This window comes from Xanthobacter versatilis (assembly GCF_043193975.1).
GTDB lineage: Bacteria > Pseudomonadota > Alphaproteobacteria > Rhizobiales > Xanthobacteraceae > Xanthobacter > Xanthobacter autotrophicus_E.
The window spans coordinates 189189-205667 of the sequence record NZ_JBAFVB010000002.1 but is presented as its reverse complement, the minus strand read 5'-3'; the positions used below and the strand labels follow the sequence as shown (position 1 = coordinate 205667).

Annotated in this window: 16 protein-coding genes; 4 read left to right on the top strand and 12 right to left on the bottom strand. The window is 69.4% G+C overall.

What is annotated here, in order from left to right; genetic code table 11:
• Nucleotides 1–33: 33 nt before the first annotated feature.
• Both V5F66_RS04595 and gltX read right to left on the bottom strand, forming a co-directional pair.
• Nucleotides 34–282 (bottom strand): sulfurtransferase TusA family protein, encoded by a 249-nt coding sequence (locus V5F66_RS04595; RefSeq protein ID WP_012116338.1) that lies wholly within the window; start codon nt 280–282, stop codon nt 34–36.
• Nucleotides 279–1694 (bottom strand): glutamate--tRNA ligase, encoded by a 1416-nt coding sequence (gltX, locus tag V5F66_RS04590; RefSeq protein WP_393999952.1) that lies wholly within the window; start codon nt 1692–1694, stop codon nt 279–281. Before gltX ends, V5F66_RS04595 begins: the two co-directional genes overlap by 4 nt.
• 254 nt (nt 1695–1948) lie before the next feature.
• On the opposite strand from gltX, the gene V5F66_RS04585 reads away from it, so the two are divergent.
• Nucleotides 1949–4222 (top strand): ComEC/Rec2 family competence protein, encoded by a 2274-nt coding sequence (locus tag V5F66_RS04585; RefSeq protein ID WP_394093351.1) that lies wholly within the window; start codon nt 1949–1951, stop codon nt 4220–4222.
• Between the two features lie 133 nt (nt 4223–4355).
• Here the strand turns inward: V5F66_RS04585 and lexA are convergent, their stop codons facing one another.
• The 9 genes from lexA to V5F66_RS04540 form a co-directional block, all read right to left on the bottom strand.
• Nucleotides 4356–5069, bottom strand: a complete 714-nt coding sequence (gene lexA, locus V5F66_RS04580) for a transcriptional repressor LexA (protein ID WP_012116341.1) — start codon at nt 5067–5069, stop codon at nt 4356–4358.
• A 107-nt stretch (nt 5070–5176) separates the two neighbouring features.
• Nucleotides 5177–6382, bottom strand: a complete 1206-nt coding sequence (locus tag V5F66_RS04575; protein WP_393999947.1) for a molybdopterin molybdotransferase MoeA — start codon at nt 6380–6382, stop codon at nt 5177–5179.
• Between the two features lie 73 nt (nt 6383–6455).
• Nucleotides 6456–6944, bottom strand: coding sequence for a cyclic pyranopterin monophosphate synthase MoaC (gene moaC, locus V5F66_RS04570; protein WP_393999945.1), 489 nt, complete (start codon nt 6942–6944; stop codon nt 6456–6458).
• A 127-nt stretch (nt 6945–7071) separates the two neighbouring features.
• Nucleotides 7072–7491 carry a DUF2147 domain-containing protein gene (locus V5F66_RS04565; protein WP_012116344.1) on the bottom strand — a complete coding sequence of 140 codons (420 nt, stop codon included), beginning with the start codon at nt 7489–7491 and terminating at the stop codon, nt 7072–7074.
• A gap of 77 nt (nt 7492–7568) precedes the next feature.
• Entirely contained in the window at nt 7569–8360 is a 792-nt protein-coding gene (trpC, locus tag V5F66_RS04560) for an indole-3-glycerol phosphate synthase TrpC (protein ID WP_393999943.1), read from the bottom strand.
• Complete coding sequence (gene trpD, locus V5F66_RS04555) at nt 8357–9391, bottom strand: anthranilate phosphoribosyltransferase (protein ID WP_394005744.1); 1035 nt, start codon at nt 9389–9391, stop codon at nt 8357–8359. Before trpD ends, trpC begins: the two co-directional genes overlap by 4 nt.
• A 23-nt stretch (nt 9392–9414) precedes the next feature.
• Nucleotides 9415–10017, bottom strand: coding sequence for an anthranilate synthase component II (locus V5F66_RS04550; RefSeq protein ID WP_393999939.1), 603 nt, complete (start codon nt 10015–10017; stop codon nt 9415–9417).
• 185 nt (nt 10018–10202) lie between these two features.
• Nucleotides 10203–11714 (bottom strand): anthranilate synthase component I, encoded by a 1512-nt coding sequence (gene trpE / locus V5F66_RS04545; RefSeq protein WP_393999937.1) that lies wholly within the window; start codon nt 11712–11714, stop codon nt 10203–10205.
• Nucleotides 11715–11728: 14 nt separating this feature from the next.
• The gene (locus V5F66_RS04540; protein WP_012116349.1) at nt 11729–13621 is read right to left on the bottom strand and encodes a peptidylprolyl isomerase; all 1893 of its coding nucleotides are present in this window, start codon (nt 13619–13621) and stop codon (nt 11729–11731) included.
• A 153-nt stretch (nt 13622–13774) separates the two neighbouring features.
• On the opposite strand from V5F66_RS04540, the gene tpiA reads away from it, so the two are divergent.
• Nucleotides 13775–14539: a triose-phosphate isomerase gene (gene tpiA / locus V5F66_RS04535; RefSeq protein ID WP_012116350.1), complete on the top strand. Its 765-nt coding sequence runs from the start codon at nt 13775–13777 to the stop codon at nt 14537–14539.
• A gap of 131 nt (nt 14540–14670) precedes the next feature.
• On the opposite strand, the gene V5F66_RS04530 is transcribed toward tpiA, so the two are convergent.
• Nucleotides 14671–15132, bottom strand: a complete 462-nt coding sequence (locus tag V5F66_RS04530; protein ID WP_012116351.1) for an outer membrane protein assembly factor BamE — start codon at nt 15130–15132, stop codon at nt 14671–14673.
• Nucleotides 15133–15351: 219 nt separating this feature from the next.
• Between V5F66_RS04530 and V5F66_RS04525 the strand changes: the two genes are divergently transcribed.
• Nucleotides 15352–15915, top strand: a complete 564-nt coding sequence (locus V5F66_RS04525; protein ID WP_394093350.1) for a ubiquinol-cytochrome C chaperone family protein — start codon at nt 15352–15354, stop codon at nt 15913–15915.
• Nucleotides 15912–16418, top strand: coding sequence for a YceD family protein (locus V5F66_RS04520; protein WP_012116353.1), 507 nt, complete (start codon nt 15912–15914; stop codon nt 16416–16418). The genes V5F66_RS04525 and V5F66_RS04520 overlap by 4 nt, the downstream gene beginning before the upstream one ends.
• Nucleotides 16419–16479: the final 61 nt, after the last annotated feature.

Genomic DNA, 16479 nt, shown 5'->3' with positions numbered 1-16479 from the left:
TTCAGCCCGGAAACGTCAGCGGTTGCCGGGCCTTCAGCCCGGCTTGCGCAGGACGAAAGTGAGGAGCCCTTCCGCCACCGTGCGCTCTTCCAGCGCGGCGCCGGTCTCCTGCGCCAGGTGGGGAATGTCGATCACCGCCATGGGATCGGTGCAGGTGACCACGAGGCGCGTTCCGGCGGCCGCTGCCTTCAGCGCCTTGCGGGTACGCAGGGCGGGCAGGGGGCATTTCAGCCCCCTGAGGTCCAGCTCCACCCGTTCGGGCTCGGGAGGGCGCGCCTTCAAGCCGCCTGGTCCTTCAGCCGCGCCAGGCTCTCGTCCCGGCCCAGCACCATGAGCACATCGAAGATGGGCGGCGAGGTCGGCTTGCCGGTGAGCGCGGCCCGCAGCGGCTGGGCCACGGCGCCGAGCTTCACACCCTGCGCCTCCGCATAGGCGCGCACGGCAGCCTCGGTGGCCGCGGCGGTCCACTCCACCTGCTCCAGCGCCGGCACGAGGCGGGCGAGATGGGCGCGGGCCTCGGGCGAGAGCAGGGCGGCGGCCTTATCGTCCAGCGGCAGCGGGCGCTCCACGAAAATGAACTCGGCGTTGTCCACCAGTTCCACCAGCGTCTTGGCGCGCTCCTTCAGCCCCGGCATGGCGGCGGCGAGCTGGGCGCGGCGCTCCGGGGTCATGCGGGCGAGGCGGTGCTCGGCGTCGGGCAGGTGGGGCACCAGCGCGTCGATGGCCGACAGCAGCTCGGCATCGCTGGAGGCGCGCATGTAATGGCCGTTGAGGCTTTCCAGCTTCTGGAAATCGAACCGCGCGGCGGAGCGGCCCACCTTGTCGAGGTCGAAGAAGGAGACCATCTCCTCGGTCGAGAAGACTTCCTGGTCGCCATGGCTCCAGCCGAGCCGCACCAGATAGTTGCGCAGCGCCGCCGGCAGGTAGCCCATGTCGCGATAGGCATCTACCCCCAGCGCGCCATGGCGCTTGGAGAGCTTGGCGCCGTCCGGCCCATGGATGAGCGGGATATGGGCCATGCGCGGCACCTCCCACCCCAGCGCGCGGTAGATCTGGGTCTGGCGCGCCGCATTGGTCAGGTGGTCGTCGCCCCGGATCACATGGGTGACGCCCATGTCGTGGTCGTCCACCACCACCGCCAGCATGTAGGTGGGATTGCCGTCCGAGCGCAGCAGGACGAGGTCGTCGAGATCCTTGTTGGGGAAGGTCACGGTGCCCTGCACCATGTCGTCGATCACGGTCTCCCCCTCCTGCGGCGCGCGCAGGCGGATGACCGGGTCGCGATCCTTGGGTGCCTCGGACGGGTCGCGGTCGCGCCAGCGGCCGTCATAGCGCGGCGGGCGGCCCTCCTTGCGGGCCAGTTCGCGCATCTCGTCCAGCTCCTGCGGCGTGGCGTAGCAGCGATAAGCATTGCCCTTGGCCAGCATCTCCTCAACAGCGGCGCGATGCCGCTCCGCGCGGGCGAACTGGTAGATGGGATCGCCGTCCCAGGTGATGCCCAGCCACTCCAGGCCCTCGATGATGGCGGCGATCGCCTCCTTGGTGGAGCGCTGGCGGTCGGTGTCCTCGATGCGCAGCAGCATCTTGCCGCCGGTGTGGCGGGCATAGAGCCAGTTGAAAAGGGCCGTGCGCGCCCCGCCGATGTGCAGGAAGCCGGTGGGGGAGGGGGCGAAGCGGGTGACGATCTGCGACATGGGGAACTCGACGAGGCTCGGTCCAGGGGGTGGACGGGGCGGGGCAGCACCCGGGCGGTACGCGGGGTCGACCGGGGCAGGGGCTCCAGCACGAGCCTCACGTCCGAGCGCGCATGAATGCACGCACCCTGGCACGCGGGAGGCGCCCGTGTAGCATAGGCGCCGGGCACAAGGAACACGGCCGCCTTGTCCGGCGGGCCGGGCGCCGGACGCCCACGGATCGGAACGACCCGCAGCGGGGCATCTGGGGCGACATGACGCAGCAGGACCAGCGTCCGGCGCGGACCAGCGGACGGGCCGCCGTTCTCGGCGGCGCGCGCACCGCCGCGCGCCGGGCGATGCCCCCCGGCCTCGCCCGCGTGCTGGACGCCCTGCGCGCCCGCCTCGCCGCGGATCTTGCCGCCGAGGCCGCCTCCGGCCGGTTGATCCTCTGGCTTCCGGCGGCATTCACCCTTGGCATCCTCATCTACTTCGGGGCGGCGCAGGAGCCGTCCCTTGCCGTCGCCGGGGTGCTTTTGGCCGCTCTTTGCGGGGGCGCGGTGCTGCTGCGGGCGCGACCGGTGGCGTTCGGCGCGATGGTGGCCCTTGCCGCCGTAACAGCGGGCTTCACCACCGCGAGCGTGCGCACCGCGCTGGTGGCGCACGAGATCGCCACGCCGGGCAAGGGGCCGGTGCGGCTGTCGGGCTTCGTGGAGCGGGTGGAGCATCGCCCAAAGGGAGATCGCATCCTGCTGCGTCTCGACGCCAGGCCGGTGAAGGGACTGGACAAGGTTCCGCGCCTCGTCCGCCTCACCCTGCGCAAGGGCTGGGCGCCGCCGGTGGGCACCCATGTCACCCAGCTCTCCCAGTTGCTGCCGCCGCTCGGGCCGGCCATGCCCAGCTCCCATGATTTCGGCCGGAACCCCTGGTTCGCGGGCATCGGCGGCGTGGGCTACGGCCTGGGGCGGCCCAAGCTCGCGGAGCCAGCGGAACCACCCCTGCCGGTACGCCTCGCCATGGCGGTGGAGGCCGTGCGCGACAGCCTGTCCCGCCGCATCCGGGCCTCGCTGTCCGGCACGCCGGCGGAAATCGCCGTGGCGCTGGTAGCGGGCGACCGTTCCGCGATCGCGCCGGAGGTGGAAGAGAGCATGCGCGTGTCCGGGCTCACGCACATCCTGTCCATCTCTGGCCTGCACATGGCGCTGGTCGCGGGCACGCTGTTCGCGTTCATGCGCGGCGGCCTCGCTCTGGTGCCGGCGCTGGCGCTGGGCTTCCCCATCAAGTCGCTGGCGGCCGTCGTTGCCCTCACCGGCAGCGCCGCCTATCTGGTGCTGTCCGGCAATGACGTTCCGGCGCAGCGCTCGTTCGTGATGACGGCGCTGGTATTGAGCGGCGTGCTGGTGGGCCGGCCGGCGCTGACCCTGCGCACCGTGGGCGTGGCCGGGGTCTGCGTGCTCGCCTTCACCCCCGAGGCGGCGCTCGATCCCGGCACGCAAATGTCGTTCGCCGCCACCCTCGCCCTCGTTGCCGCCTATGAGCGCCTGCGGCCCATGCGCGCCCTGCCGCGACCCGACGGATGGGTCGGGCAGGCCGCCATCTGGCTCGCGGTTTTGGTGGGCGGGACGGCGCTGACCTCCCTGGTGGCGGGGCTGGCGACGGCGCCCTACGGCATCTTCCACTTCCAGCGCGTGGCGCCCTATGGCCTGCTCGCCAATCTCGCCGCCATGCCGGCAGTGTCGTTCATGGTGATGCCCTTCGGCCTGCTGGGCGTGCTGCTGATGCCGTTCGGATTCGATCATCTGGCCTGGCCGGTGATGGGCAAAGGCATCGAGATCATGGTGGCGGTCTCGGACGCCATCGCGGTGCTGCCAGGGGCCGACGGCAGGGTCGATCCGGTCGGACCGCCGACGCTCGCGCTGTTCAGCCTGGGCCTGACGGCGCTTTGCCTGCTGCGCGGATGGCTCACGGCCGTCGCGATCGTGCCGTTCGCCCTCGCCCTGCTCATGTCCGGCGCGCCGCCGCGCCCGGACATTCTCATCGCACCCGATGCCCAGACGGTGGCCGTGCGCGGGCCCGACGGGCGGCTCTCGGTGCTCGGCGCGCGCAGCCAGCGGCTGGTGGTGGAGCAGTGGATGACGCGGGAGGGTGACATGCGAAAGGCGGGTGCCGAAGGGCTTGCCGCGCTGTTCACCTGCGATCCCCTCGGCTGCACCGCTCCCTTGCCGGGCGGCGGCACCATCGCCGTATCGCGGCGGGCGGAAAGCCTGGAGGCAGACTGCCTGGAATCGCGCATCGTCGTCACACGGGATGTGCCGCCCCGGCGCTGCCCGGCCCAGGTGGTGACGCCTGAAACGCTGCAGCGCACCGGCACTTTGGCCTATCACTTCCGTAAGGGAATAAGCAGCGAGGGGGCAAGCGGCGGGAACTGGCAGATCGAGCCGACCCGCAAGCCCAACGTCCAGCGCCCCTGGATGCCGCCCCTGCCACCTGAGCCCGCCCCGCAGCGCCCGGCGACGGACGATCCGGAAGCCGACGCCGCATCGGAGTGAAGCGGCCAAAAGCATCGACGGCTCAAAAAGCTGGGGTGAGAAGCGTCGCTCCAGAGGAGCCGGTCCCGTTGAGCATGGTGACCGCCACGCCCCTCACCCCGTCGCGGCCTCCCCACCGGGGAGGAAGCGAAAATCAATAGCGGCGCATGAGGCCGATGAGGCGGCCCTGGATGCGCACCCGGTCGGGCCCGAAGATGCGTGTCTCGTAGGCGGGATTGGCGGCTTCGAGGGCGATGGAGGCGCCCTTCTTGCGCAGGCGCTTCAGCGTGGCTTCCTCGTCGTCCACGAGCGCCACGATGATGTCGCCGGTGTCCGCCGTATCGCACTTGCGGATGAGAACCGTGTCACCGTCGAGGATGCCGGCCTCGATCATGCTGTCGCCGCGCACCTCCAGGGCGAAATGCTCGCCGCTGCCCAGCATCTCAGGCGGAATGTTGAGGGTGTGGCTGCGGGTCTGGATGGCGGAGATGGGCGAGCCCGCCGCAATCCGGCCCATAACCGGAACGGTGACCACCTGGCCTGCGCCTTCGTCATCATCCGCAGCCGGACGCACCTTGCCGAGGCTGCCTTCGATCACCGAGGGAGAGAAGCCGCGACTGGCGGAGCGGGGCGTGGCGAGGCCGGGGGCGACGCTGTCCGGCAGGCGCACCACCTCGAGGGCGCGCGCCCGGTTGGGCAGCCGGCGGATGAAACCGCGCTCCTCCAGTGCCGTGATCAGGCGATGGATGCCGGACTTGGACCGCAGGTCCAGCGCCTCCTTCATCTCGTCGAAGGAGGGGGGCACGCCGGTCTCCTTCAGCCGCTCATGAATGAAGCGAAGCAGGTCATATTGCTTGCGCGTCAGCATCTCTCGCCCCCTGCTGGCGCCAGCCTGTGCGCCGCGAAACAAATCATGAACGGTTTCTATCTGTTCCTTTTGTGTTCCGCAAGGGGTGAAGGCAGGGTTAAGACCGCTCAATCATCGAAGGGAATGATCTCGCAAGGGTCTCCGGCCGTGGCGGCAGGCGCGAAGGGCGGGCGGATGAGCAGGCAGTCGGCGGCGGCCAGAACGCTCAGCATGGCGCTGTCCTGGGAGGCGCAAGGCGTCACATGCACCGTTCCGTCGGGGTGGCGGTCCATGCGGGCGCGCATGAAATCACGGCGCACGTCGTTGGCCGGGATGTCCACCGCGAGGCGCGCCGGCGCCGTCAGGGGACCAGGCATGGCGTCGCCCTGAAGCGCGCGCAGCAACGGCACCAGAAATACCATGGCGCAGACGTGGGACGAGACCGGATTGCCCGGCAGGCCGAGCACCCGCACGCCGTCCTTGCCACCGAACATCAGCGGCTTGCCCGGGCGCAGGGCGATCTTGTGCACGAACAGCTCCACCCCCTCGGCGCGCAGCGCCGGCGCCATCAGATCATGGTCGCCCACCGAGGCGCCACCGGAGGAGATGACGAGATCGAAGTCGCCCGAAAGCGCCTGCGCCACCACGGCACGGATGGCGGCAAGGTCATCCCGCACCAGCCCGAGGTCCGTCACCTCCGCGCCGGCGCGGCGGGCGAGGGTGGCGAGGCCGAAGGCGTTGGAAACGACGATCTCGCTGTCCTGACCGGTGCCGGTGCCGGGCAGCACCAGTTCGTCGCCAGTCTGCAGCACCGCCACGCGCGGGCGCCGCGCCACCGGCAGGACCGCATGATCCATAGCGGCGGCAAGCATCACGTCGCGGCCGGTCAGCCGCCGCCCGGCCAACAGGCCCGGCGTGCCCGCGGTGAAATCGCAGCCCTTCTTGCGCACGTTGCGCAGGGCGGCGGTGGGGGCCGTGGTGGTGAGGGTATCGCCGTCGCGGCTGGTGTTCTCCTGAATCACCACCGTGTCGGCGCCCTCCGGCACCACTGCGCCGGTGAAGATGCGCACCGCCTGGCCCGGCCCCACGGCGCCCGCGAATGGCCGGCCGGCCGCCGATTCGCCGATCACGGTGAGGCGGGCAGGGGTCTGTGCGATGTCGCTCCCGCGCACCGCATAGCCGTCCATGGCCGACATGTCGGCGGGCGGCTGGGTGCGGCGGGCGGGCAGGTCCTGCGCCAGCACGCGTCCATCTGCCAGCGCCACGGGCACCTGCTCGACACCCAGGGCCGATACCCCGGCCGTCACGAGGCCTATGGCCTCCTCGACGGTCATGAGGGGCGCCTTCTTGCCCGCCGGCTTCCCGGCGCCCGTTGTCGTGCTCGGTTCCATCAGTGGTTCGGCCTCTTCAGTCCGTGGGCGGTTCCGCGCGGAAATGCCCGCTGGCGCCGCCGGATTTCTCCAGAAGCCGGATCCCTTCAATGCGCATGCCACGGTCGGCCGCCTTGGCCATGTCGTAGATGGTGAGGCAGGCCACCGAGATCGCGGTCAGCGCCTCCATCTCCACGCCGGTCTGGCCCGTGGTCTTGGCCCGCGCGGTGACATGAAGGCCCGGCAGGGCGGAATCGGGCACGACCTCCACCTCCACCTTGGTGAGCATCAGTGGGTGGCACAGGGGGATGAGCTCATGGGTGCGCTTGGCGGCCATGATGCCTGCGAGGCGCGCGACGCCCATCACGTCGCCCTTCTTGGCGTTGCCGGAGAGGATGAGCTCAAGGGTCGCCGGAGCCATGGCCACGCGGCCCTCGGCCACAGCCTCGCGGGCGGTCGCGGCCTTGTCGGACACGTCCACCATGCGGGCCGAGCCCTCGGCATCGATATGGGTCAGGCTCGCCATGGCCGTCGGTGCGTCCCGGAATCGTTTCGTGCGGGACGGAAGATGGCGCCCGCGGCGGGTCCTGTCCACCTTGGCAAGGCAGACAGAAGATCGCCGGGGCGTTCGCGAGGTGAAAGCGGCCTGCGCGTCAGCGCAGCCGGGTCCAGGTCTGCGTCTTGCAGAGCGGCGCCACCACGCAGCCGCGCAGCTTCAGGGTGTCGTCGCCATCGAGGGTGATGGAGCCGGAATAGGTCTTGCCGTCCTCGGCATTATAGATGCTGCCGCCGCTCCATTCCTTCGGCCCGCCCGAGAAGCCGGTAAGGATGGTGACACCCTTCACCGGACGGCTGCGCAGGGACGCGTTGGCATTGTTCACGTCCTTGAGGTTGGGATCGGCCTTGATTCCCTCGGAGGAGACAAGGCGGCCGCACAGGCTGGCGCCGCACTTGGAAATCTCCACCTGGCCACCCCGCGAGGGGGTCTGCCACAGGCCGACAGGGTCGGCGGCCAAGGCCGGGGCGCAGAACAGGCCGGCAATGGCAATGCCGGCGAACAGGCGCAATCTCATGAAAGTCCTCCCTTGGGTGCGGCCCACTTGCGGAACCGTCATGCCCATTAAGGCGGAACTTTACGTATACGGCAAGTCTAGACCGCAAGGAGCTGGGACGTGGCGGAAGCGACATCCTCCTGCCGCATCAGGCTCTCGCCTACGAGGATGGTGCCGATGCCAACCTTCGCGAGCCGCGCCACGTCCTGCGGCGTGAAGATGCCGCTCTCGCCGATGGCGATCCGGTCTTTCGGCACGCGGGGGGCGAGGCGCTCGGAGGTTTCCAGCGAAGTCTCGAAGGTGCGCAGGTTGCGGTTGTTGATGCCGATGAGCCGGCACGGCAGGTCCAGCGCCCGCTCCAGCTCGGCGTCGTCGTGCACCTCCACGATGGCATCCATGCCATAAGCGGCGGCGGCATCAGCGAGGTCACGGGCGAGCAGGTCGTCCACCCCGGCCATGATGATGAGGATGCAGTCCGCCCCCCAGGCGCGGGCCTCCGCCACCTGGTAGGTGTCGTACATGAAGTCCTTGCGCAGCACCGGCAGGTCGACCGCCGCGCGCGCGGAGCCGAGGAATTCCGGCGCGCCCTGGAAGGAGGGAGTGTCGGTGAGCACGGACAGGCAGGTGGCGCCGCCGCGCTGGTAGGCGCGGGCCAGCGCCGGTGGATCGAAGTCCGCCCGGATCAGGCCCTTGGAGGGGCTCGCCTTTTTGATCTCGGCAATGAGCGCGGTGCGCCCTTCCGCCAGACTCGCGGCGATGGCTCCGGCAAACGGCCGCACGCGCGGCGCGGCACGGGCCGCCGCCTCGATCTCTCCCAGCGGACGGGCATGCTTGGCGACGGCAATCTCGTCGCGCTTGTAGGCTTCAATCTTCTTCAAAATATCGGTCATTGGGCCGCCTCCGGCGCCAGTTTCTCAGATACGGCCACGAGGTGCTCCAGCCGCGCGCGGGCGGAGCCGGTGTCAAGGCTGACCCGTGCCATCTCGACCCCCTCTTTCAGGTCCTTGGCCCGGCCGGCCACCACCAGGGCAGCGGCGGCATTGAACAGGGACACGTCGCGATAGGCGCCCTCGGCTCCGTCCAGCACGGTCCGAAGCGCCTTGGCATTATGCACGGCGTCGCCGCCCTTCAGGTCCTCGGCCGGATGGCGCTTGAGGCCCACGTCCTCCGGCATGATGGTGAAGGTGTGAATGCGGCCCTCGTCCAGCACGGCGATGTCGGTGCCGCCGGAGATGGTAATCTCGTCCAGCCCGTCGGACCCGTGCACCACGAAGGCCTTTTGCGACCCGAGCGTCCGCAGCACCTCTGCCAGCGGCACGATCCAGGACTTGGCGAACACGCCCACCATCTGCCGGGTGACGCCGGCCGGATTGGAGAGCGGCCCCAAGAGGTTGAAGATGGTGCGCGTGCCCATCTCCACCCGCGTCGGTCCCACATGCTTCATGGCCGGATGGTGGGAGGGCGCGAACATGAAGCCGATGCCGGCCTCCGCGATGCAGCGGGAGATGCCGGCCGGGTCAAGGTCGATGCGCACGCCCAGCGCCGCCAGCACGTCCGCCGCCCCCGACTTGGAGGACAGCGCCCGGTTGCCGTGCTTGGCCACCGGCACGCCGGCCCCCGCCACGATGAAGGAGGCGCAGGTGGAGATGTTGTAGGAGCCGGAGGCATCGCCGCCGGTACCCACCACGTCCACCGCTTCACTGGGGGCCTCGACGGTGAGCATCTTGGACCGCATGACGGAGACCGCGCCGGCGATCTCCTCCACCGTCTCGCCGCGCACGCGCAGGCCCATGAGCAGCGCGCCCATCTGGGAGGGGGTGGCCTCGCCCGACATCATTTTGTCGAACACATAGGCGGCCTCGTCGCGGGTGAGGCTCGCGCCGGTGGCCACCTTGCCGAGGAGGGGTTTGAACTCGTTCATGTCTCGTCCTCAGCCTCTCGTGCTCAGCCCTTGGCCTTCTGCGCATTGAAGGCGGCCGCGATGTCGAGGAAATTGCGGATCAGCGCGTGGCCGTTCTCCGAGGCGATGCTCTCGGGGTGGAACTGTACGCCATGGATGGGCAGGCTCTTGTGGGCGAGGCCCATGATCAGCCCGTCCGCCGTGTGCGCCGTCACTTCCAGAGCGTCGGGCAGGGTGTCGCGCTCGACCACGAGGGAGTGGTAGCGCGTCGCCTGGAACGAATGGTTGAGCCCGCGGAAGACGCTTTTGCCCTCGTGCAGGATCTCGCTCAACTTGCCGTGCATGGGGGTGGGCGCGCGCACCACGTCGCCGCCGAACACCTGCCCGATGGCCTGGTGGCCGAGGCACACGCCGAAGATCGGCACGCTCTCGCCGGCCTTGGCGATGAGGTCGAGGCAGATGCCCGCCTCGTTGGGGGTGCAGGGACCGGGGGACAGCACGATGGCGTCGGGCTTCTCGGCCAGCACCTCCTCGATGGTCACCTTGTCGTTGCGATGGACGGTGACGTTCGCGCCCAGCTCGCCCAGGTAATGCACGAGGTTGTAGGTGAAGCTGTCGTAATTATCGATCAGCGTGACGTTGGTCATGGGCACTCCAGGCCCCGAGGATCTCGGGATTTCCGGGCTTAATGCGTGGCCCGGCGGGTGTGGTCAAGCAAGGGCGGCGAAGGGTGTGCGGGGCGACCCACGCCATCGGGCCGCTACGACGCCGGCCATGCCCGCGTGCCTGATCCGAACCAGCGGTGCGTCGGCGTGGCCTGCACCCATCGCCTTCACTGCCCCTTGCCGGCGCGGGCGGCGAAGCGCACCGCCTCTTCCCCGGCGCGGAACAGGGCCTTGGCCTTGTTCACGCATTCCTGCTGCTCGCTCTCGGGCACGCTGTCGTAGACGATGCCGGCACCGGCCTGCACATACATGCGGCCGTCCTTCACCACCGCGGTGCGCAGGACGATGCAGGTGTCCATCTCGCCATTGGCGCCGAAATAGCCGATGGCACCGGCATAGATGCCGCGCTTGTCCTTCTCCAGCTCGTCAATGATCTCCATGGCGCGCACCTTGGGCGAGCCGGAGACGGTGCCGGCGGGAAAGCCGGCAGCCAGCGCATCCACCGCGTCGAAGCGCGGGTCCAGCGTGCCCTCCACGTTGGAGACGATGTGCATCACCTGACTGTAGCGCTCGATGAAGAAGCTGTCGGTCACCTTCACCGTGCCGATCTGCGACACTCGTCCGGCATCGTTGCGGCCGAGGTCCAGCAGCATGAGGTGCTCGGCGCGCTCCTTGGGATCGGCCAGAAGCTCGGCGGCCAGCGCGTCATCCTCAACATGGCTGGCGCCGCGCTTGCGGGTGCCGGCGATGGGACGGATCGTCACCTGCCCGCCGCGCAGCCGCACCAGGATCTCGGGCGAGGAGCACACCACGGAGAAGCCGTCGAAGTTGAGATAGACCAGGAACGGCGCCGGGTTCACGCGCCGCAGAGCCCGGTAGAGGGCGAAGGGCGGCAGGGTGAACGGGCTCTCGAAGCGCTGGGACAGCACCACCTGGAAGATGTCGCCGGCGCGGATATAGTCCTTTGCCTTGTCCACCATGGCGCAGAACTCGTCCGCACTGGTGTTGGAGACCGGCAGAACCTCGCCGTGGAAGGGCTCCGGCGCCGGATGGGCGATGGCTCGCTCCAGCCCCGCCACCACCTGGTCGAGCCGCTCCAGCGCCGCCTCATAGGCCGCGCGGGGGGAGACACCCTCCTTCGGGCGCACCGGGGTGACGGCGGTCAGCTCGTCCTTCACCGCGTCGAACACCACCATGAGGGTGGGGCGGATGAGCAGCGCCTCCGGCACGCCGATGGGGTCCGGCTTTGCGGGGGCCAGCTTCTCCATCTGCCGCACCATGTCGTAGCCGAGATAGCCGAATACGCCCGCCGCCATGGGCGGGGCACCGGCCGGCAGGTCGATGGCCGATTCGGCGAGCAGGGTCCGCAGCGCCTTCAGCGGCGGCTCGGGGCAGGGGACGAAGGCGTCCTTGTCCGCCGCCGGGGTGCGGTTGATCTCCGCCGTATCGCCGGAGGCGCGGAAGATAAGGTCGGGCGCGAGCCCGATCATGGAATACCGTCCGCGGGTCTGCCCGCCTTCCACCGATTCGAGGAGGAAGGCGTTGGGGGTGTCCCCGGCGAGCTTCAGGAAGGCCGAGACCGGGGTTTCCAGGTCGGCCACCAGGGTGGTGGAAACCACCTGCGCCTCGCCCTTCAGGTAGCGCGAGGTGAAGAGGTCGAAATCGGTGGGTGCGTTCACGCTGTGGCCCACCTTCAGTTGGTCGCGCCAGCGCCCGTGGCCTGGGCGAAGAGCTTGTCGTTGATCTTCACGCCGATCTCCTTCTGGATGGCGGAAAGATACTGCAGCAACACGTCATTCTCGATCTGGCGCGACAGCTCTGCGGAGGCGCGCGAGGTGTCCATGTCCGGCGGCGGCACCATGATCTTGGTCACCTCGAAGACGACGCGGTCCGGCTCGGTGGCGGCGAGCGCAATGCCGAAGCCGCCTTCCTTTACGTCGAACACGCTGGCGATGCTCTCGGCGCTGAACGGCCCGGCGGCCCGGCCCCGGCGCAGGCCTTCGGCGATCTGGAGCGGCAGGTCGGCCTCCGCGGCCACCTGGGCCAGCGGGGTGCCGGCCTTGGCCTTGTCGAGCAGGGCGGTGGCCTTGGCTTCCACTGCCTTCTCGGTCTCGGATTCGGTCCAGCGGGCGGTGACGGCGGACTTGGCCTCGTCGAAGGTGCGATCGCGGGCCGGGGTGATGGCATTGGTCTCGTACCAGACGAAACCGCCGTTCTGCGGCAGCTGGACGGTGTCGGTCTCCACACCCGGCTGGGCGGCGAAGGCGCCGGACAGCACGTCCGCGCCGCCGGGCACGTCGGCCGGGTCACCCGACGGGGTGTGGCCGGAGCGGTCCACCGCGTCGAAGGTCTGGAGCCTGAGGCCGAGCTTCTGCGCCACCTCGGCAAGGGTCGAGCCGGAGGCGCGCTCGTCCTCCACCTGGTCGTGCTTGTCGAGCAGCGCCCGGCGGGCGCGATCGAGGCGCAGGTCGGCGCTGATCTGGTCCTTCACTGCCTCGAACGGCTGGCGGGCGCCGGGCTCGACCTTGGTGACATGCACCAGCACCGTGCCGAAGCGGCCCTCCACCGCGCTCACCGCGCCCTCGGGCATGGAGAAGGCGGCGTCGGCGATCTTCGGATCGAGGATGGCGGACTTCGCCACGAGGCCGAGGTCGGTGTCCTTGGCGGTCAGGCCGCGGGCGGCGGCGATGTCGGCGAAGCTCGCGCCGGCCTTGATCTTCTCGTCGGCGGCCAGGGCATCGGCGGCGGAGGTGAAGACGATCTGCTGCACCTCCCGGCGCTCCGGCGTGCCGAAGCGGGAAAGGTTGCGCTCGTAGTCAGCCTTGGCGTCGGCCTCCGTCACGGTCTCGGCGGCGGCGAGCGTCGCCGGGGTCAGCGCCAGGACACTGATCTTGCGGTATTCCGGCGCGCGGAAGGTGACCTTGTGGGCGTCGAAATAGGCGCGCAGCACCTCGTCCGTGGGGGCGGCGAGGGGACCGGCGGCGGCCGGGGTGACACGCACGTAGGAGGCGGTGCGGGTCTCGTTCTCGAAGCGGCCCACCGCATCGATGAGCACCTGCGGCACCGCGACACCAGCGCCCAGCGACTTCAGCAGCTGGTCGCGCACGGCGCGCTGGCGCTCGGAGGCGACGAAGCGCTGCTCGGTGAGGTTGTTGGATCGCAGCAGCTGCTGGAAATAGGCCGGATCGAAGCTGGTGGCGCCGGGACGGCGGTAATTGGGATTGTCGGCGATCTCGCGCGCGATCTGCTCGTCGGACACGGCGAGGGCGAGGCGGGAGGCCTGCTCGTCCAGCGTGGCGTCGGCGATCATCTGGTTCAGGATCTGCCGGTCGAGGCCGAAGGCGCGGGCCTGGTCCGGCGAGATCGGACGGCCGGCACGGCGGCTGATCTGCTGGAGCTGATCGAGATACTGACGACGGAACGCATCGGCGGAAATTTCGGTTGCGCCGACGCTCGCCACCGAGGTCGCGCCCATGCCGCGGAACACGTCCGCGATGCCCCACACCAGGAAGCTGAGCGTGAGGATGACGAGGAAGATCTTGGCGATCCAGCCGGACGCGCCCTTACGAAGGGTCTGAAGTACCATCGACGGTTCGTTCTCGTTTTGGCCGGGTCCGGCGCGAAGCGGCGCATGATAGTGAGGCCATCCTGCTCCCGCAACGGCGCATCTTGATGCCTTTTGGCCGGGAAAGGGCTCTGATAGAGCGAACCCCGATCAACCTTAAAGGAGAGCCGAACCATGCCCGCTTCCCGCCGCGTCCTGATCGCCGGCAATTGGAAAATGAACGGGCTGAAGAGCTCCCTCGCCGAGATCGAGGCCCTGGCCGCGGGCTATGACGGCGACCTCAAGGCCAAGCTGGACCTGCTGGTCTGCCCGCCCGCAACGCTCCTAATCTCCGCCGCCGAGCGCCTCGCCGGCTCCGGGGTGCAGCTGGGCGGCCAGAATTGCCATCCGGCCCCCGCGGGCGCCCACACCGGCGGCATTTCCGCCGAGATGCTGAAGGATGCCGGCGTCACGTCGGTCATCGTCGGCCATTCCGAGCGCCGCACCAACCTGTCGGAGAGCGATGCGGTGGTGATGGCCAAGGTGAAGGCGGCGTGGTGCTTCGGGTTGCTGCCCATCGTCTGCGTCGGCGAGACCGCCGAGGAGCGCGATGCCGGCGAGGCCGTGGGGGTGGTGACGCGCCAGGTGCACCAGTCGCTGCCGGAAGGCTGCACCGCATCCAACCTGGTCATCGCCTACGAGCCGGTCTGGGCCATCGGCACCGGCCGCACGCCCACCCCTGAGGACGTGGCCAACATCCATGGCACCATCCGCTCCGTGCTCCGCTCACAGTTCGGCGCCGAGGCTGACGGTATTCGCATCCTCTACGGCGGCTCGGTGAAGCCGGACAATGCGGCGACCCTGATGGCCGTTGCCGATGTGGACGGCGCACTGGTGGGCGGCGCCAGCCTGAAGGCGGCGGATTTCCTCGCCATCGCCCGGGCCACCCCGGCGCGGTGAGAAGGCGGCGCGGCGGGGCGCGAAGTCTCCCCCGCGCCGCATCAAAGGCCACGGCCACTTGGAAGACCGCTCGCGACGGCGTTCGCGGAACCCGGATATCCGGGTTCCGGCTCTAGCGTTCGTTCAAACCGTCAGAAGGTGATGAGGCCGATCATCTGCTTGATGAGGCTCAGCTCCTCGCCGCTGGTGGGCGTGGTTTGCGACACGAAATCAAACACCTTGCCATCCTTCAGCCCGTACTGGGCGACGCGGCTGACGCGCTTGTTCTTGTCGAAATAGATGGCCAGCACCTTCTGCTCGGTGATCTCCGGCTTCAGGAAGGCCACCTTCTGCGCGGTCTGCGAGATATAGAAGAAGGCCTCGCCGTTCACCGTCGCCACGGTGGAGGGGGTGCCGAGCACCAGCAGCACCTGCTCCTGGCTCGATCCCACCGGAACCTGGTCCAGCGCGCCCTCGGCCAGCACGTAGCCGCGCTGGTAGGTGCGGGTGATGCCGGAAATGCTGGTGCCGCTGCCGCTCACCATGTCACCGCAGCCGGCGAGCCCGAGCGCCGCGAGAAGCAGCCCCGTGGTGGCGATTCTGGACCGGACCATCAGGCGCTCGGACCTCGCGTTTTCGGAATTCATGCCGCCCCGCATGTCCTTCATCTCATGTGACGCCACACGCTTCCCCATATGTTCGCTCGCCCGGCCCTGACAGGCCGGCGCCTGCCGCCGCCGTATCACCGCCCCTTGCCACAGGGCCGGCGGCGCGTTACGCCGCTTGGCCGAATGCCAGTCCCACCGCCTGGACCGTCTCGCCCCGGATTTGCGATGTTCAACCTGTTCCGCTCGTCCAAGACCCGCGCGATGTCGCGCGCGACCATTGAGCGCCTGTATGGCGCGATCGTGGCACAGTCGCGGCGGCCGGACTTCTACACCGACTTCGGCGTGCCCGATACGCTGGAAGGCCGGTTCGAGATGGTGGTTCTCCACACCGTGCTCGTCTGCCATCGCCTGAAGGGCGGCGACACGCCGGAACGCTCCATGTCGCAGGACATCTTCGATGCCTTCGCCGCCGACATGGACGCCGCCATGCGCGAGATCGGCATCGGCGACCTGACCGTGCCCAAGAAGATGAAGAAGATCGGCGAGGCCTTCTATGGTCGCGCCGCCGCCTATGACGCGGCCCTGGCTGAGCCGGACAATGCCGCCCTCATTCAGGCGGTGTCCCGCAATATCCTTTCCGCCGGCGAGGCTGAACCTTCGCCTGAAGCCGCTGCGCTCGCCGCCTATGTGCGCGCCGCCACGGCGAAGCTCCATGCGACGCCGTTCGAGGTCCTGGCCCGCGGCGTGCTGGAGCTGCCCGACCCCGCCGTGCGGGAGAACGAGACATGACCGATCTGCCCTATTCCCATCCCTTCTCCGTGCTCGACCTGCCTCCCGGCGGCTTCGACCTGACGCTCACCCCGGACGCCGCGACCTGCGCCGCCATCGCCCGCCTTGCCGGGGTGATCGCAGTGGAAGACGTGAAGGCGACCCTTCATCTGGCGCCTGAGGGCGGGGCAGGGGCGCATGTGACCGGCCGGGTCACGGCCACCATCCGCCAGACCTGCGGGGTCACGCTGGAGCCGTTTGATGCGCCGCTCTCGGAAGAGATCGACGTGCATTTTGTGCCGCCCGGCACCTACAAGCCCCCGGTGGCCGAGGAAGAGAACGAGATCGACCCGCCCGACGAGACGGTGGACGGGCACATCGACGCCGGTGCGCTGGTGTATGAGTTCCTTATCCTCGGCATCGATCCCTATCCCCGCAAGCCGGGCGCGGTGTTCGAGCCCCCGGCCGAGGATGCCGCCGCCTCGCCCTTCGCCGCCTTGTCCCGGCTGAAGGGCAGCGAGTGACGCCAATTTCGCTGCGGCATCCATTGAACGCCGCCCGACAGTTGCGATGCGGGCGCGAGAC

What these genes read in the sequence shown, in the direction of transcription:
- V5F66_RS04550 (WP_393999939.1), bottom strand. Translation starts at nt 10,017, where the DNA reads ATGACCAACGTCACGCTGATCGATAATTACGACAGCTTCACCTACAAC.
- V5F66_RS04530 (WP_012116351.1), bottom strand. Translation starts at nt 15,132, where the DNA reads ATGGTCCGGTCCAGAATCGCCACCACGGGGCTGCTTCTCGCGGCGCTC.
- V5F66_RS04565 (WP_012116344.1), bottom strand. Translation starts at nt 7,491, where the DNA reads ATGAGATTGCGCCTGTTCGCCGGCATTGCCATTGCCGGCCTGTTCTGC.
- trpD (WP_394005744.1), bottom strand. Translation starts at nt 9,391, where the DNA reads ATGAACGAGTTCAAACCCCTCCTCGGCAAGGTGGCCACCGGCGCGAGC.
- V5F66_RS04585 (WP_394093351.1), top strand. Translation starts at nt 1,949, where the DNA reads ATGACGCAGCAGGACCAGCGTCCGGCGCGGACCAGCGGACGGGCCGCC.
- gltX (WP_393999952.1), bottom strand. Translation starts at nt 1,694, where the DNA reads ATGTCGCAGATCGTCACCCGCTTCGCCCCCTCCCCCACCGGCTTCCTG.
- lexA (WP_012116341.1), bottom strand. Translation starts at nt 5,069, where the DNA reads ATGCTGACGCGCAAGCAATATGACCTGCTTCGCTTCATTCATGAGCGG.
- V5F66_RS04575 (WP_393999947.1), bottom strand. Translation starts at nt 6,382, where the DNA reads ATGACCGTCGAGGAGGCCATAGGCCTCGTGACGGCCGGGGTATCGGCC.
- V5F66_RS04540 (WP_012116349.1), bottom strand. Translation starts at nt 13,621, where the DNA reads ATGGTACTTCAGACCCTTCGTAAGGGCGCGTCCGGCTGGATCGCCAAG.
- V5F66_RS04520 (WP_012116353.1), top strand. Translation starts at nt 15,912, where the DNA reads ATGACCGATCTGCCCTATTCCCATCCCTTCTCCGTGCTCGACCTGCCT.
- moaC (WP_393999945.1), bottom strand. Translation starts at nt 6,944, where the DNA reads ATGGCGAGCCTGACCCATATCGATGCCGAGGGCTCGGCCCGCATGGTG.
- trpC (WP_393999943.1), bottom strand. Translation starts at nt 8,360, where the DNA reads ATGACCGATATTTTGAAGAAGATTGAAGCCTACAAGCGCGACGAGATT.
- V5F66_RS04525 (WP_394093350.1), top strand. Translation starts at nt 15,352, where the DNA reads ATGTTCAACCTGTTCCGCTCGTCCAAGACCCGCGCGATGTCGCGCGCG.
- tpiA (WP_012116350.1), top strand. Translation starts at nt 13,775, where the DNA reads ATGCCCGCTTCCCGCCGCGTCCTGATCGCCGGCAATTGGAAAATGAAC.